The following is a 15,872-nucleotide window of genomic DNA, read 5'->3' on the forward strand; positions in this document are numbered from 1 at the left end:
GTGCTGCCGCCGAGTGCTAGCACGCTTCCTTGCGTGCCGGAAACGCCGGCCGTTCGAGCCCCAATACGGCGTACAGCCGCGGATCGCAGAGCGTTTCGAGCCGCAGGTGCGCCCCCGAAAAGTCGTGATCGGCGCTGTGCTCGCCCGGCACTGCCAGGGCCAGGGTGCCAGCCGCCACGGCCGCCCGACAACCGTTGGCGCTGTCTTCGAGCACCAGCACGTCGGCCGGTTCACGCCCCAACCGGGAGGCAGCCTTGAGGTAAATCTCCGGGTGGGGCTTGCCCTGCACGACGTCTTCGGCGGTCAACAGAAACTCAAACCGTGGCTCCCAGGAAAACCGCCCCAACACGTCGACGACAAACGCGCGGCCGCTGCTCGTGGCCACGGCCTTCGGGATGCCCGCCGCTTCGAGCGCCGCGAGCAACTCCACGACGCCCGGCATGGGCGCGAGCCGCGTGTCGAGCAGTTCGACGAAGATCTCAGCGCTCTCGGCATTCAACTGCTCGACCGTCGCATCCAACTGGTGCCGGTCGATCATCAATTGCAGCGACACGCGCGCCGGCCGGCCCATCATCTCGTCGAGCAATTGCTTGGTGATCTGGCAGCCGCGCCGCCGCAGCAACTCCTCACCGACAATCGGGTACAACAGTTCGGTATTGAACAACAGGCCATCGAGGTCGAACACGACGGCGCGCGGTCGTCGCATCGGGTTCTCCCGGGCAGAATCTGCAACGCTCACCAGGTACTTCCCTCCCTGCGGACGTAACGAGGAATTACTTCTGCGGCGGACCGGCCAGCCGCTCCAACAACAATCCCTTGAACTCTGGATGCGGCCGGAAGCAATAGGTCACCCGCCGCGCGTCGCCCCGTGGAGGCTCGACGATCAGGAACGATTTATTCGGCACCTTGTCCGGCGGGGTGTTGGCGGCGGCGCGATCGTCCGGTCCTTCAACAATCCGCGTGCTGAGCTGTTCGGCGTCGATCAACTCGGGATGCGTCAACCAGCCCACGGCCAGCGTGTCGAACGGGTTACAACCCTGGGCTTTGAAGACCTGTTCCCAAAGATCGAGCCAGGTCTGCGTGGCCTCGGCCAGGTAGCGGCCCGCGGCGCTTTGCTTGCCGAGCGCGGCAAAGTCGTCCCGCGTCAACCAGACCTGCGACGACACCTCCCAGGGGGCATAGACCAGCGGCACCTGTGTGTCGAGCAGCGCCTGCATACCTTCGACGTCATGCTCGAAATTGGCGTCGCGGAGCCGGACGTGATTGACTTCGAAGCGTTGGCCTTCGCGGCGCCCCGCGACGACGACGATCGCCGTGATCCGCTCGCGGAGCTGTGGGTAGAGCTGTACCAGCGAGGCTACGTTCGTCACCGGCCCCACGGCCAGAATGGTCAGTGGCCGCTCGGTCAGGGCTTTCGCCAGCGCCGTGACGGCCGGCGTTTCCTCGCCCAATTGCTCGGCCTTCGCCGCACCCGGGAATACCTGCAGTCCTTGTGGGCCATAATCGGCAACGAGTTTCTGGGCAATCGGATAGCCCTTTTCCAGGCTCGTATTGCCGAAGACGACGCTTACACCGTGAATCCGCAGCTCGGGCGAATGAAACGCCTGAATCAGGGCTAAGCCATCGTCGACTTCTCCACGCGGGAGACCGATCGAGGGATCGACGTCGAGCCAGATATCGATCGGCCCTCGGGCAGCGGCGACCGCTGGCATGAAAAAGCACAGCCAGACCGCAGCAGCAAACGACTGAAGGCAACGCCGATGGGCGAAGCGAGTTGGCGACATAAACTGTATCCCTTTCGCACAGTGTGCGGTGCGATTGTCGCCCGTTGTGCTGCAGCACGCAATGTGCCATTTGCCGTCGGCGATGAGACGACGCACAATAGTCAGGGGGTTCCATCTGTCTCGATCGCGCCGGACGTTGACATTCTATGCGTGCCGACAAGGCGTTCTTTCCCGCGATCGCGTGGCTGCTGCTCGGCTGGCTGGCTGCGGCGCCGGCACGCGGCGAATCGCCGTCGTTTGCCCAGTGGCTCCCGCCGACTGTTTCCTGGTACGTCGAGACGGGGCGCGAGCCGTTCGAGCTGCGCACCGATGACGGATTGCCCGGCTGGTTCGAACGGTTTGCATCCGTGCCGCGACGTTTGGATGCTGTCGCCTGGGACGACGAACACGGGGCCCTGGCCGCCCGATTGAATTGCCAGCCTGGCGACGAGCAGGAGCTGTCTGCAGCACAGTCGGCAGATCGCGAAGTGCGCGGTTTCACGCCCCTGTATTGGTCGCGCCAAGGCGACTGGCTGGTGATCAGCTCCAGCCGCGGGCTGCTCGACGAAATCCTTGACCGCCGTAGCGATCCCAACCGCGCCCCGCTTGCTGCGGACCGGCAATTCGCTGCCGCCTGGACTCAGTTGCCCGCCGAGCAGACGCGACGCATGTTCTTGCGGCTCGATCGCACGAGCCATCGTGCCGCTCGGAGCTGGTCGCGCGCCACGCGGTTGGTTTGCCGCGGCCTCGACTTGGCGCCAGACCAACGGGCGTTTGCCGAGGTGGCCTTGGCCAATTTTGGCGCCACGCTCGAAGAGAACACCTACCTGGCCGTATCGTCGCGGCCCCAGGTGCAACCGCGCGAGGCGACCATCGTCACGCCCGCCGCGGCGAAAGAAGCCCGGTTGTTCTGGGAATTCGTCGCAGCGCTCCCCAATCGAGGTCCGACGTTCGCGCCGCTGCTGCCCGAGAGCACCATTTTGTCGCTCAGCACCTTTGTCGATCGCGAATTGGCCGCATTGACGGCCCAAACGCTGCTCGACCCCGAGCGATTGGCCCGTCTGGGTGAAAACAGCCCCGAGCTGCGGGTGTTGTTGGAAGCATTGTCGTTCAGTGTGCAGACACTGGACCAGATCGAACCGAGCGTGCAGGTGGTGCTGGCCCGTCAAGAGTTTCCCGACGCGGTGCGACGGCCAAGTTTTCCGCTGCCGGGTCTGGCGGCGGTGGTCGTGCCGCGCGATCCAGAGCGCATCAAGCCGGCCTTTGTGCTGGCCTTTGTAACGGCGGTCCGCCAGGCGAACGAAGTGGCCACGAATGCCGGACGGCCGCGATACGTGATGCGCAACCGGCGGATCGGTAGCGCCATGATCACGGCCGGCATCTACCCCCAGGCGGCGATTGCCGATGGGATCAGCCCGAACCTGACACCGACGATCGCCACGGTCGGTCCCCGGTTCATCGTCAGCACGAGTGAAGAGTTGGCCGAACAACTCGTCCGCGCGGCGCTGGCCGAACCGACACCGCGCGCGCTCCAGCAAAGCGCGCGGCTCGATTTCGGCCCTGCTGCCGCCGCGCGGCTCGGCTGGGAACAACTACAGGCAGGCGTCGCGGGGATGTCGCAGCGCGGCAGCAGTCTGTTGGCGCCGCTCACGGACCGGCTGCGCGGCGCCGTCCAGGCCACCTCGCGGCTCGGCGATGATCTGGCCGCGCGACTGCCGAAGACGACCTGGGAGATTCCCCTGCCCGACTTCCGGGGCCGCTATCGCCTGCACGTGTTGACTAGCGACGCGCCGAGTGCAGATCGGGTGTCGCGGAATTGAACTCGCCGATCAGGGCCATCAGTTCGGCCAGCATCATGCTGGTCGCGCCCCAGATCTGGTGCGACTGCCATTGGTAGTGCGGCGCACGGAATTCCAACCCGCGATGCTTGCGGCGATGGGCCCCCGAGTTGGCCGGATCGAGCAGGTGGGCCAACGGCACCTCGAGCACCTCGGCCACTTCGTCGGCGTTGGGGGTGAAGTCAGGGCGGCGCTCGAACATCGCCACGTACGGTAGCACCTGGAAATTGCTGACGAAGAGGTGCAAGGGAGTCAGTGCCCCCAACCGCACGATACCCTGCTCGCGCACGCCCAGCTCTTCGCGCAGCTCGCGGACGGCCGCCTCGTAGCTGTCTTCGCCCTCCTCGATCATGCCTCCAGGGAAACTCACCTGATTGGCGTGGTCGATCATCGTCCCGGGACGCAGCATCAAGGGCAGGTGCCATTGACCTTGGTGCCAGTACAACAGAGCGAGCACGGCCGCGCTGCGGGCATCGGGCGGCGGTGGCGAATAATGTCGTCCAAAGCTCAACTCGGGCTCGAACAACGATTGCGCGGCCCGGCCCGGCAGCGGCTCGGCGAGCCGCCGGACGAGATATTCGGTCAGGTCCGGTTCGTTCATCAGCGACATGGCAAGTGCTACGGCATGGGTTCGATGTCAGGTGCCCGCGCGGCGACGCTCGATCTCCAGGTCGCGTAGCAATCGGCGCTTGACCTTGCCGCTTTGCGTCTTGGGTAATTCGGCGACGAATTCGACGCGTCGGGGATACTTATAGGGTGCGGCCCGCGCCTTCACCCAATCTTGCAACTGTTCGGCCAGCGTGTCCGATGGCGCCGTCCCAGGTCGCAACACGACGAAAGCTTTGACCACGTCGCCGCGCAGCTCGTCGGGACACGCCACGGCGGCTGCCTCGAGCACGGCCGGATGCTCGGCCAGGCAGCTCTCGACCTCGAAGGGAGAGATGCGATAGCCGCTGGCCTTGATCAAGTCGTCGGCCCGCCCGCGGAACCAGAACCGGCCCTCGGCATCGCGCACCAGCACGTCGCCCGAGTAGTACCAGTCGCCGCGAAACACCTCGGCCGTCTGAGCCGGTTTGTTCAAATACTCGCGCATCATGCCCGGATGCGTGCCGCGGCGTACGCAGAGCACGCCCTCGGTGCCGTCGGGCACTTCGTTTAGATCCTCGTCGAGCACGCGGATTTCGACGCCAGGCGAAGGCCGGCCGCAACTGCCCGGCACGATCTCGAAGCCCTGCATGGCGTGGCAATAGACCATGCACTCGCTCATCCCGATGCCGTCGAGGGGGCTGAAGCCCAAGTGCTCGCGCACGGCGTGAAACGTGTCGGGCGGCAGCGGCTCGCCGGCGCTGGTCCCGTGGCGCAGGCTGCTCAGATCGGCCCCGGCCAGGCCCGGATCGTTCACCAGCATGCGATACATCGTGGGCGTGCCGACAAAATTGGTCACCCGATACTTGGCGAACAAGCGAAACCAGGCCGCCGGCGAAAATCGCCCGTCGAGCGCGTGATAGAGCACGACCGACACTCCGCTCCGCATGGCGTAGAGGAACGTCGACGCGACCGGCAGCAGCCATCCCATTTCGGCAGGGCAGGTCACCACGTCGTCGTCGCGGAAGGCATGCCAATAGCGAACGAGCGTTTCGTAGGAAATCGGGTAGCGATGCTCGTGCACCACGCCCTTGGGGTCGCCCGTCGTACCCGACGTGTAGGCGACGAAGGCCACGTCGTCGTGAGCCGTGTCGGCCGCGGCGAAATCGGGCGCGCCGTCGTGCAGCAATTGATTGAAGTCCAGTTGCCCGGCCTTCAAGGGTTCCCCGGCGTACGGAACCGCGATCAGGTGCGGCCGCCGCGGCAGATCGCGCATGGCCATTTCAACCTCGCCCGCCAGGCCGGTCGTGGTCACGACCGCGACCACTTCAGCATCGCGAAGACGATAGGCAATCTCGGCCGCGCGAAACAAGGTGCTCGAAGGAATGAACACGGCGCCCAGCTTCGCCGCACCCAGCGCCGCGATATAGAACTCGGGCAGGTTTGGCAGCCGCAGCAGCACGCGCTCGCCGCGCCGCACGCCGAGCGCCGCCAGGGCCAAGGCCCAGCGATTGCTCGCCTCGTCGAGCTGGGCATAGGTCAGTTGCCGCGCGTCGCCCGCGGAGTTTTCCCAGTACAGGCACACGCGTTCGCCGCGCCCGGCGGCCACGTTGCCCGCCGTCAGGGCGTGACCCAGGTTGTAGCGCGGCGGAATCCCGGCCCAGGGGTCGGTCGCGCGCCACAGGCGTTCGTAGTCGTCACGAGTCAGCAGGCTCATCGGCAGGGTTACTCGCGCGGCTCGAACAGGTACACGGCATAGCGCTCGTTGCGATAGGCGCAGGGCAAATTAAGTCGCGGCTCGGCGCTCGTCAACAAATGCGTCGCGCGGTAGTGTACAGCCAGCTTCCGCAGCTCGTCCGGCGTACGCTCGGTCAGCGAGGCTCGCCAGCCGGGCGTCTTGGTGATCATTCCCGGCGGCGCGCCGTACAAGGCTTGCAGCCGCTGCCACCAGTCGACGATCGATCGCGCATCCTGAGGAGTTTCTTTCCAGTTGGCCACCTCGGCGCGCGACGCATACCACTTGAACGTCTGGCTCGAGCGCGGCGTCAGGAAACGCGCCGTCGCCGGGGTGTGTTCGCGCGCCCAAATACACGCCGCGCGCCAGGGCTCAGGATACCGCGCCTCTTCGCCGGGAGGAGCCTTACGCGTGAGCTGGCCGTGGATCGAGACGCCGAAATGTACGCCCACCGCCAGCAGCGCCGCGAGCAAGACCAAGGGCACGCCGCGTCGCACGCCGCAGCCCAAGGCCAGCGCCGCGCCGCCGACGCCAACTCCGAGCGGCACAAAGAAATCGGCCGCACGAAACCAATAGTAGCGCAACAGGGCAGCCTTCCAGTCGGGATGCGCCTGCGTGCCGAAGCTGATCAGCGTACCGACCAGCGCCGCGAACAGCGCGGCGGCCGCGATTCCCTGCAATAGCCGCCAGGCCGGATCGCGGCGGAGCAGCGCGGCCTGCGCGACCCACACACCGACCAGCGCCGCGAAACGAGCCCAATTCCCCGGGCCGAACGCCTCGGGCAACAGATGATGCGGCAGCCGGGCGAACACGTAGATGCGGTGGGCCTCGCGGACGACGTCACTCGACGCGCCACGATTCATCGCGGCCGCCGGCCACACGCCCAACGCTGCGAGCAGCGCGGCGACAACTAGGCACGCGAGCGTCAGCGAAACAGGTTCCTGCCGCTGCGGCAGCGGGCACAGCACCTGGGCGCAGAGCAACAACAGCGCCGCCCAGCCGCCGACCAGCGGATGCCAGGCCATGGCAAAACCCAGCGCCAGTACAACGACCGCAAGGCGCCCGCCGATCCAAGCGGCTATGGCCGCCAGCAACGCCGCATAGGCAAAGCCCTTGGCTTCGCAGCCGCCGATGACCCATTCTCCCGAGACGTTGGCCGCTTGATTTGTGGCGACAAACAGTGCGGCCGCAAGCAGGGTCCCCCCGCGTCGCAGGCCCATAGCGCGCCCCAGGGCGATCCACCCCAGCGCCATGGCAGACCAGATCACCAGGCGCAGGATCTGCGCCACGGTGGCCAGGTCGACAAGCTGCGTTAGCCAGCCGGTCGCCATGCAGAACAGCCAATGCGCGTCGGCCGAGTCGAGATACACGTCTCCGGCGGCCCATTGCGGATCCCAGAAGTGCCGCGCCTTGGCCAGATAGTTGGGCTCGTTCTCTTCCGGCGGAACCAGGCCCGTCGTGGCCACGAAAACCAACACGACGGCGCAGGCCTCGAGCCAGGCGGCTGCCGGCCAGCGGTTGGTTTCATTCACCGGACGATGCTCCCGCCAGTGCGCTCAGCCTGGCTTGCACGGCCTGCGAATTCGGATTGATCGTCAAGGCCTGACGATACTCGGCGAGCGCCTCGGCCTTGCGCCCCAGGCCTTCGTACAGCACCCCGGCGCGATAGTGCGCCTCGAAGAACCGGGGCAACAGCTTTGCGGCCAACTGGTACTCGGCGACGGCTGCCGCCGGTTCGCCCAATTCGGCCATTGCAAAAGCCAGGTTGAAATGCGTGCGCGGGTCGTTGCGAAACCTGAGGCTGACGGCGAGCGCTTGGCGATAGGCATCGCGGGCCGCGGCGAAATCGCCGCTCTTGGAATACGAATTCCCCAAGTTGAACCACCCCTGACCATGACGGGGATCAACTTCAATCAACCGGCGATAGGCCTCGATCGCCGGCACGAAATCTTGACGGTCGTAGTAGATATTGCCCAGGTTCAGCAGGGCATCGCCATATTGCGGCCGCAAGGCAATTGCTTCGCGAAACAACCGCTCGGCCTCGACGGTTTCACCGCGCTCCTGCAGGCAGAACCCCACGTTATTGCGAGCCACGAAGCTCCGCGGATTGACCGCTTCGAGGACGTGGCGAAACAACGCGACGTCGTCGCGCCAGTAGCCGGTTTGCCGAAAGCTCTGCACGGCCAACAGCGCCAAAACGAACACCGCCAAGGCGCCTGCAAGCAGCTGCCGGCGCGCGGAGCTCAACAATATCGCCAGCGCGAGCGCCGGCCCCAACATGCCCAGATACAGGTAGCGATCGGCAACCGTCGAATAGAGCTGAAAGCCGAACGGCACCAGTCCGAGCACCGGCGATACGGCCAAGGCCACGAGCAGCAACGCCAGCCACCAAGCGCGCCGCTGGCGCGACAGCCCCGCCAGAACGACCGCTCCGACCGGGACGAGCCACGTCCACCAGAGCCAGCCTTGACTCAACACCAGGCGGGGCGAGCGGCCGTAATCGGCGCCCAGTCCGAGCGGCAGCGCCAGTTTGTAGGCGTAGAACGCCAAGGCGTCGGCGGCAATCAACGGACGAGACCACCCGGGCGCGACGTCGAGCACGATGTCGTCCTGCTGTTGGTCCTTGTTCACCTGTGTGGCCAGGCCCGCGAGTATCAGCCAGATGGCCAAGACGCCCAGCCCTTGATGCCAGGGGCGGCGCATGCCGGCCATCTGGATCACCCAAGCGATCGCCGGCAGGGTGACCACGCTAGGTTTCGCGGCCAGTGCCAGGATGTAGAGCAGCGTCGCGATCGTGCGCTGGACGAGCTGGCGACGTGTGGCCTGCATCTGCGGCTCTTCGTCGAAGTCGATGCTCGCCAGGTAAAGCAACAGCGCCGCAAGCGCCAACGCGCCGGAAAACACGTCCTTGATGCCGGTGACCCAGGCGACCGGCTCGACCTGCACCGGGTGAATGGCAAACAGCGCCGCCCCAGCGGCCGCCCCCCAGGCGCTGCCCGAGACGCGCCACGCGAGCAAGAACACCAGCCACGTACAGATGCCGTGGAGCGCCAGGTTGGTCGCATGAAACCAGGCGGGGTTCAAGCCCGTCGGGTTGGCCTTCGTGATCGGCTCGCCGGCAAAATGGGCAACCACGGCGAGAACGTTGTAGGTGACCGGAATGCGCAGGCCGGCATACGGTTTGCGCCAGAAATACAGCAACGAATCGGCACCGAGCGGCCGCAACCGCACATTCTTGGAAACATTGATCTCGTCGTCCCACTTGAGGAATCCGTAGCTCAAGGGGCGGTAGTACACCGCGACGACGAGCACGCCAAGCAAGACGGCGCAGCCGCCTGCGATCGCAACGCGGTGCGAAGAATTCAGAGCCGACGATTCTGCCACGGGTCCTCCTCGGTAAAGGAGTCGTTCAGGATACGCAAGAACCGCGCGCGGGGGAACTTGCCAGGCGACGGCCTGGTGGTTGGCGCCCCCTCGGCGACTTGCCGATCGTCGCGCGGTGGATTATCACTGCCGCCGTCCTGAATGCACTCCCGGCAAGTCCCCCATGGCCCGATCGCGAACCGCTCCTGCCCCTGCGGCTGTTGATCCGCCCGCTGCCCCGACGGCGAGTTGGTCGTGGCGCGATGTGGGCATCGTGGTCGGCGCGTCGCTCGCGATGCTGTTGCCGTTTCTCACGAAGCCCGTGCACATGGACGACCCGCTGTTCGTCTGGTGTGCCCAGCACCTGCAGTCCGATCCGCTGGACTTCTACAACTACCTGATCAACTGGTACGGCCACGAAGAGCTGATGTACCAGGTGACGCAGAACCCGCCGCTGGCCTGTTATTGGCTGGCCGCGGCGGGGGCGTTGTTCGGATTTCGCGAAGCGGTCCTGCACGGAGCGATGCTCGTGCCGGCCGTGTTGGCGGCGATCGGCGCCTATGGGCTGGCCGCGCGGATGTGTGCGCGGCCTCTGCTGGCAACCCTGATCGGGATCATCACGCCGGCCTTTTGGGTTTCGAGCACGACGCTGATGTGCGATGTGCTGATGCTGGCGCTCTGGACGTGGGCCGCGCTAGCCTGGTTGGTTGCCTGCGACGAGCGGAGACCTGCGTTGTTCTACGTTGCGGCGTTGTTGATCGCCGCGGCAGCATTGACCAAGTATTACGCCGTTTGCCTGGTCCCCTTGCTGCTGGCCTACAGCCTGGCCCGCGCGCGGCTCGTGCCCCGCGCAGCCGGCGGACGTCGCCCGGAGCCGCCCGCGCCGCTGCCCTGGCTCCATGTCGGGCTGGCGCTGGCCCTGGCCGTCGCGCCACTCGTGGCCTTCGACGTGATCACGCACTGGTGGTACGGCTCGGCGCTGCTCTCGCGGGCAATGTTCTACGCCTCGAGCAAGAGCGCGCAGGACCGCGAGCCGCTACGGCAGACTTTACTTGGGCTATGCATGCTGGGAGGCTGCCTCGTCGGCGTGCTCGGCTACTTGCACCTGCTCTGGTCGCGCTGGGTCGTCGCCGGCATCGCCGCGGCAATCGTACTGCTCACGGCGTTGCTGTCAGCGGGATCGGGCCTGCAGGAAATGCTCCTCCCGTCGGCGGCCGGGGCACTCGATGCGCCGCAGGTCATCGACCTCAAACCCAATACTCTGGTCTTGCATTTTGTCGTGTTCCTGGCCGCCGGCGTGTTGATCGTCGCGCTGGCGGTGCACGAATTCTGGCAGGACCGCAGCGCCGCGGCCGCGCTGTTGGCGCTGTGGTTGTTAGGCACCTACGCCTTTGCCGGCTTTGTGAATTGGACCACCAACGCCCGCAGCGTGCTGCCCGCGGCGCCGGTCATGGGCATCCTGATCGCGCGCCAGATCGAACGCCGTGCCGCGCCGCAGCGCCAGCGCGGCGCGGGCCAGGCCCGATCTACGTTGCCCGCCTGGCAACTCTATGTGCCGTTGGTGCCCGCCGCGTTGGTCGCGCTGGGCGTGGCAGTGGCCGATGATCTGCACGCCCGCTCGGCCAGGAACATGGTCACCCGGCTCGGCACGAAGTATGCCAACCCGCCGATCCTCTGGTACCAGGGCCACTGGGGTTTCCAGTACTACATGTGGGACTTTCCGGCCAATCCGTTCGACTTGCGCTATACTCCGCTGCGCACCGGCGATCGAGTCATCATTCCTTCGAACAACACCAACCCGTATGCCGATCCGGCATTCATCCGCTTGCTGGAACTCGTCGATACGCAAGACGACGACTATTGCCCTTGGGCCTCGACGATGCACGGACGCGTCTCAGGCTTTTACAGCAGCGCCTGGGGTCCTCTGCCCTATTGTTTTGGCGACGTGGGTCCCGAACACTACTGGGTCTATCGCTACCCCGGCGCCCGGACGCTCGTCATCCAGCCGAAGACCACCGCCGATCAACGCCTGCCGCCCGACTCGCCGGCCTTGCGCAAGCATCAACGGCTCCACGACGGCAAGCCGGTGATTTCACGGTCCGGCGCCGCGCCGAGTTGACTGAGGGCCGTCGCCTGTGGCCGAACCTCCTTCCATGGCCGTCGCCGGTACAGCCACCGGTAGCGAAGCGGTGGCGCGGCGCCGCCGGGAGCTGGCGTTTCTGGCCGCCATACAAGTGCTGCTGCTCGGGGCCTGGCTCGATCGCCCGTTGCACGTCGACGATCCGCTGTTCGTCTGGACTGCGCAGCACCTGCTGCGCGATCCACTCGATTTCTACGGCTTCGACGTCAACTGGTATGGGCAAGCCGAGCCGATGTACCAGGTCACACAGAACCCGCCCTTGGCGTGCTATTGGCTGGCGGCGTTTGGCGCGTGCTTCGGCTGGGGCGAACGGGTGCTGCACCTGGCGATGTGGATCCCGGCGTTGGCCGCCACGGCCGGCGCGTATCGACTGGCCGAGCGCTGGTGCCGCACGCCGCTCGCGGCAGCGCTCGGCGCGCTGCTCACGCCCGCGATGCTCGTCTCGAGCACGACGCTGATGTGCGACCTACCGCTGTTGGCCCTGTGGACGTGGGCCATCTATTTCTGGGTCGTCGGGTGCGACACCGGAAGCACCTGGCGGTTGATCCTCGCGGCGCTGTTGGGGGCGCTCGCGTCGCTCACCAAGTACTTCGGCATTTGCCTGCTGCCGTTGATGCTGGTCTATGCGTGCTGGCCGGCGGCCGAAAAACGGCACCTTGCGAGTCGATCGCTCGCGCTGGCAATGTTCGTCGCGCCGCTAGTCGTTTACCAGCTAACCACGCGACAGTGGTACGGCGTCGGGCTGCTGAGCGAGGCAGGGCAATACGCGGCCGACTGGTCGGGCCATGCACGCTCGCTGCCCGCCCAGACGATCGTGGCGCTGGCCATGCTGGGCGGCTGCCTGCCCAGCGCCGCGTTTTTGGCCTGGTTTCTGCTTTCGCGGACGCAGTTGCTCGCAGCCGCACTAGGATGCCTTGCGGCTGCGCTGGTGGGGGCCATGTTTGCCGGCAGGTTCTGGCCCGATGCGCGGGACCTGCCCCTCGCGCCGGCCCTCTTGGGCGTTCAGTTGGGGACCTTTGCCGCACTGGGGCTGGGCACGCTCGCACTGGCGCTGGCCGAGTTCCGTGCGAGTCGCGACCGCCAGACGCTGTTGCTGCTGCTGTGGGTCCTCGGCACCTTCGTCTTCGCCGGATTCGTTAATTGGACCAGCAATGCCCGCAGCTTGTTGCCGCTAGCGCCGGCATTGGGCATTCTGCTGGCGCGGCGGCTCGAGCGGCGCTCGCTTGCGACGTTACCATGGGCGCCCTGGATCGCCGCGGCCGCGCTCGCGCTGCTGGTGACCTGGGCCGACTACGAGCAGGCCAAGTCGGCCCGCACGGCCGCCACGGCGTTGGCCTCGCGGTTCGGGCGCAGCGGCACCCTCTGGTACCAGGGACATTGGGGCTTTCAGTACTACCTCGACCGGCGCGGTGCCCGGCACACCGACCGCCACGGCGTGACCATCGCGCGGGGAGACGTCTTGTTCATCCCCACGAATAACACGAACGTCGAGGCCGGTCTGCCCTTCGACACGACCTTCGAGACGCTGGCGCGCTTCGACGCGCCGGTGGCCCCTGCCGCAGCCGCGATGTGGATGAACGTGTGCGGCTTTTACAGCAGCGATTATGGCCCGCTGCCCTATGTCCTAGGCGACGTCGGTCCCGATGCGTATTTTGTCGTCCGCGCGAAAGCAGACTATCGCTTCGAGCTTCCGGTCCGCGGCGGGCTCAGGCGGGCGGCGACGACGACTCCTCGTCGGTCGCAATGAAACCGAGGATCTGGCCGGCGTGCAGCGGGTCGTCCGCTTCGACGAGCATCTCGCTCAACCGCCCACGCGCCGGCGCCGGCAAATCGACCGTGACGCTTTCGCCCAGCACCTCGAGCAGACGGTCGCCCTCGTGGACCAACTGGCCGAGTTCGACCAGCCAGACGCTGGCCGTGACGGGCTCATGACCCAACCCCAGATCGGGCATCACCACCGGGCAGCGCATCGCGTTCAACTCGCCGGCGGCGCCTGGGCCATGTCCCGGGCATGATAACTCGAGCGCACGAACGGTCCGCTGGCCACCTGGGCAAATCCCATCCGGCGCGCCAACTGGCCGAGCACCTCGAATTCTTCCGGCGTCACATAACGCACCACGGGCAGATGCTCGGGCGAAGGCTGCAGGTACTGCCCGAGCGTCAGCAGCTCGCAGCCGACCGCCAACAGATCGGCCAGCGTGTCGAGCAGTTCGTCGCGCGTCTCGCCGAGCCCCAGCATCAGGCCGCTCTTCGTGCGAATGGCCGGGTTGAGCCGCTTCACTTCGGCCAGCAATTCGAGGGTCCAGCGGTAGTTCGCCTTGCGGCCGCGCACGGCGCGGTAGAGCCGCGGCACGGTCTCGGTATTGTGATTGAACACCTCGGGCGCCGCCTCGACGACGCGTCCCAGCGCCGCTCGGTTGCCGGCGAAATCGGGCGTGAGCACCTCGACCGACATGGCGCCGCGCTCGCGGACCGCTCGCACGCAGCGAAAGAAGTGTTCGGCGCCGCCGTCCGCCAGGTCGTCGCGCGTCACCGAGGTGATCACGACGTGCTCAAGCCCCAGCCGCGCGGCCGCTTCAGCCAGGCGTTGTGGCTCGTCGTCTTCGACCGCCTGCGTCTTGCCCTTGGCGACCGAGCAGAACCCGCAGGGCCGCGTGCAGACTTCGCCCAGGATCATGAACGTGGCCGTCTTCTGCGACCAGCATTCCATCCGGTTGGGACACCGCGCATGCTCGCACACCGTCGCCAGGTGCAGCTCGTCGAGCAGCCGCGAGGTGTAGTGGTTCGCATTCCCCTTGGGCACGTTGCGCTTCAGCCAACGCGGCAGCCGCGGGGCGGGCTCGGGATCGGGCTCGGCAGAAATGACCGGCAGGTTAAGAAGCATGGGCCACGTGGGCGGCAGGCACTGGCCGCGGGGCGCGCAGCAGCGGGTGACCGGTGTAAAGATGGACCCGTTCGATGCCCATCGCTCGGGCAAATTGATCGATCACGGCCGACCGCAGGGCCGCCATTTTGACCGCCTGCTGCCGCTCGGCCACGAGCGAACTCATCCGCAGATTCGATTGGGGGTCGGCTTGAATGCCGCGCCAGGCGGCCGCCGTGGGCCCGACATTGATGATGGCCCCGTGATAGGTCGTCCAGTATTTGACGCTCGCGCCGACGGCCACGAGTTGCCCGGTTCGCCCCCAAATGCCGCGGCGGCCGCGCAACGACAACGTGCCCATCTTCAACTGCAACAGCGCCTCGTAGAGGCTGCCCAGGAATCGATCGAGATACGCGCCGACCGAAAGCCCGTAGAACCGTAGCGGCACGATCGGGTAGACGGCCAACTGGCCGGGCCCATGCCACAGGCAGCCTCCGCCGCGATTCACCCAGCGGATCGGCAGGCCTTGGGCGCGCAATTCGTCGTCACGGTAACGGATGTGGGCCCGGGACCCGTGGCGACCGATGGTCACGATCGGCTCGTGCTCGCACAGCAACAGGGCGATCTGCCCGTCGTCGCGGCCGGTACATTCATAGACCAGGCGATGCTGCAGCGCGAGGGCCGATTCGTATTCGACCGCGCCCAAGGTGTACGCCTCAACCGCCGGCGCCGGGTCGGCCGGGGAAGCAGCATCGATATTGACGAGCACTCTGGACATCGTTCGACTCGCATGCACGTCTGCCTGACGCGCAAATCCCCGAACCGCGGCGGCGTGCAGTCGCCTGCGCACGGCTCGCTCGTCCGACGGGGCACGTTATGGTTCACGCCTGGTTCCTTCCCTGCAGGCCACGTCACAAGGTACTCTAACAAGAGCCGCTGCGCCGGAAAAGCGCGATTGGCGGCCGTGGCCGGCCCGTTGGGACGATTGCAGACAGGAGACGAATTACGGCCAAGTCCTCGAAAAAAAGCGATCGCAACCAGGCCAGCGACAACGAACGATTGATCGCCCAGAACCGCCGCGCGCGCCACGAGTACGAGGTGCTCGACACCTTGGAATGCGGCATCGTGCTGGTGGGGAGCGAGGTCAAGAGTCTGCGCAACGGTCGGATCTCGCTCGACGAGGCCCATGCCCGCATGAAAGCCGACGAAGTTTGGCTGGTGGGCTGCGACATTGCCGAGTACGTCCAGGCCAATCGCTTCAACCACGACCCGCGCCGCCCGCGCAAGCTGCTGCTGCACCGCCGCGAAATCAACAAATTTGCCAGCCGGGCCTACGAAAAAGGGCTCACGCTCGTGCCGCTGAAGATGTACTTCAAAGACGGCAAGGCCAAGGTGCTGCTGGGCATCTGTCGCGGCAAGCAACTGCACGACAAGCGCGAGACGATGAAGCAGGCCGACGCCAAACGCGAGATGGCCCGCGCCTTGCGCCGCCGCTAGCCACACTTACCAGGGCCCTTGGCGAACCGCCCCCGTGGCAGGTAAGCTGATCGGACTGTAATCCAATAGCTCCTGTAATTGATTTGCA

The 15,872-nt window shown here is 66.3% G+C and carries 13 protein-coding genes; 4 read left to right on the plus strand and 9 right to left on the minus strand.

Translation table 11 applies throughout. The features are described from left to right. Positions 1-16: 16 nt before the first annotated feature. Together K1X74_12550 and K1X74_12555 are read right to left on the minus strand one after the other, a co-directional pair. Positions 17-706, minus strand: a complete 690-nt coding sequence (locus K1X74_12550; protein MBX7167151.1) for an HAD family phosphatase — start codon at positions 704-706, stop codon at positions 17-19. Positions 707-773: 67 nt separating this feature from the next. After that, positions 774-1,784, minus strand: coding sequence for a nucleoside hydrolase (locus K1X74_12555; GenBank protein MBX7167152.1), 1,011 nt, complete (start codon positions 1,782-1,784; stop codon positions 774-776). Positions 1,785-1,930: 146 nt separating this feature from the next. Between K1X74_12555 and K1X74_12560 the strand changes: the two genes are divergently transcribed. Then, complete coding sequence (locus tag K1X74_12560; protein ID MBX7167153.1) at positions 1,931-3,583, plus strand: hypothetical protein; 1,653 nt, start codon at positions 1,931-1,933, stop codon at positions 3,581-3,583. On the opposite strand, the gene K1X74_12565 is transcribed toward K1X74_12560, so the two are convergent. From K1X74_12565 to K1X74_12580, 4 genes are read right to left on the minus strand one after another with little or no spacing between them, the layout of a single operon-like run. Beyond that, complete coding sequence (locus K1X74_12565) at positions 3,543-4,211, minus strand: CoA pyrophosphatase (protein ID MBX7167154.1); 669 nt, start codon at positions 4,209-4,211, stop codon at positions 3,543-3,545. The two genes, K1X74_12560 and K1X74_12565, sit on opposite strands and share 41 nt — an antisense overlap. A 27-nt stretch (positions 4,212-4,238) precedes the next feature. Continuing rightward, a complete protein-coding gene (locus K1X74_12570; protein ID MBX7167155.1) occupies positions 4,239-5,903 on the minus strand; it encodes an AMP-binding protein in 1,665 nt (554 codons plus the stop codon). A gap of 8 nt (positions 5,904-5,911) precedes the next feature. Continuing rightward, positions 5,912-7,453, minus strand: a complete 1,542-nt coding sequence (locus K1X74_12575) for a hypothetical protein (protein MBX7167156.1) — start codon at positions 7,451-7,453, stop codon at positions 5,912-5,914. Then, complete coding sequence (locus K1X74_12580; protein MBX7167157.1) at positions 7,446-9,305, minus strand: tetratricopeptide repeat protein; 1,860 nt, start codon at positions 9,303-9,305, stop codon at positions 7,446-7,448. The genes K1X74_12575 and K1X74_12580 overlap by 8 nt, the downstream gene beginning before the upstream one ends. 163 nt (positions 9,306-9,468) lie before the next feature. Here K1X74_12580 and K1X74_12585 point away from each other — a divergent pair, with 163 nt between their 5' ends. Both K1X74_12585 and K1X74_12590 read left to right on the plus strand, forming a co-directional pair. Then, positions 9,469-11,403, plus strand: coding sequence for a glycosyltransferase family 39 protein (locus K1X74_12585; GenBank protein MBX7167158.1), 1,935 nt, complete (start codon positions 9,469-9,471; stop codon positions 11,401-11,403). Between the two features lie 34 nt (positions 11,404-11,437). Next, complete coding sequence (locus K1X74_12590) at positions 11,438-13,171, plus strand: glycosyltransferase family 39 protein (protein MBX7167159.1); 1,734 nt, start codon at positions 11,438-11,440, stop codon at positions 13,169-13,171. Here the strand turns inward: K1X74_12590 and K1X74_12595 are convergent. The 3 genes from K1X74_12595 to K1X74_12605 are packed head-to-tail and all read right to left on the minus strand — an operon-like array spanning position 13,131 to position 15,065. Further along, positions 13,131-13,394 carry a hypothetical protein gene (locus K1X74_12595; protein ID MBX7167160.1) on the minus strand — a complete coding sequence of 88 codons (264 nt, stop codon included), beginning with the start codon at positions 13,392-13,394 and terminating at the stop codon, positions 13,131-13,133. The genes K1X74_12590 and K1X74_12595 overlap by 41 nt on opposite strands. 5 nt (positions 13,395-13,399) lie before the next feature. Then, entirely contained in the window at positions 13,400-14,308 is a 909-nt protein-coding gene (gene lipA / locus K1X74_12600; GenBank protein MBX7167161.1) for a lipoyl synthase, read from the minus strand. Then, on the minus strand, positions 14,298-15,065 hold the full coding sequence (locus tag K1X74_12605; GenBank protein MBX7167162.1) for a hypothetical protein: 768 nt from the start codon (positions 15,063-15,065) through the stop codon (positions 14,298-14,300). Before K1X74_12605 ends, lipA begins: the two co-directional genes overlap by 11 nt. Positions 15,066-15,289: 224 nt before the next feature. Here K1X74_12605 and smpB point away from each other — a divergent pair, with 224 nt between their 5' ends. After that, on the plus strand, positions 15,290-15,784 hold the full coding sequence (gene smpB, locus K1X74_12610) for an SsrA-binding protein SmpB (GenBank protein MBX7167163.1): 495 nt from the start codon (positions 15,290-15,292) through the stop codon (positions 15,782-15,784). Positions 15,785-15,872 lie beyond the last annotated feature (88 nt).

Source organism: Pirellulales bacterium (genome assembly GCA_019694435.1).
Taxonomy (GTDB): Bacteria; Planctomycetota; Planctomycetia; order Pirellulales; family JAEUIK01; genus JAIBBZ01.

Bases quoted from the DNA above. Each gene is read 5' to 3' on its own strand.
- K1X74_12550 (MBX7167151.1), bottom strand. From the start codon at position 706: ATGCGACGACCGCGCGCCGTCGTGTTCGACCTCGATGGCCTGTTGTTC.
- K1X74_12555 (MBX7167152.1), bottom strand. From the start codon at position 1,784: ATGTCGCCAACTCGCTTCGCCCATCGGCGTTGCCTTCAGTCGTTTGCT.
- K1X74_12560 (MBX7167153.1), top strand. From the start codon at position 1,931: ATGCGTGCCGACAAGGCGTTCTTTCCCGCGATCGCGTGGCTGCTGCTC.
- K1X74_12565 (MBX7167154.1), bottom strand. From the start codon at position 4,211: ATGTCGCTGATGAACGAACCGGACCTGACCGAATATCTCGTCCGGCGG.
- K1X74_12570 (MBX7167155.1), bottom strand. From the start codon at position 5,903: ATGAGCCTGCTGACTCGTGACGACTACGAACGCCTGTGGCGCGCGACC.
- K1X74_12585 (MBX7167158.1), top strand. From the start codon at position 9,469: ATGGCCCGATCGCGAACCGCTCCTGCCCCTGCGGCTGTTGATCCGCCC.
- K1X74_12590 (MBX7167159.1), top strand. From the start codon at position 11,438: ATGGCCGTCGCCGGTACAGCCACCGGTAGCGAAGCGGTGGCGCGGCGC.
- K1X74_12595 (MBX7167160.1), bottom strand. From the start codon at position 13,394: ATGCGCTGCCCGGTGGTGATGCCCGATCTGGGGTTGGGTCATGAGCCC.
- lipA (MBX7167161.1), bottom strand. From the start codon at position 14,308: ATGCTTCTTAACCTGCCGGTCATTTCTGCCGAGCCCGATCCCGAGCCC.
- K1X74_12605 (MBX7167162.1), bottom strand. From the start codon at position 15,065: ATGTCCAGAGTGCTCGTCAATATCGATGCTGCTTCCCCGGCCGACCCG.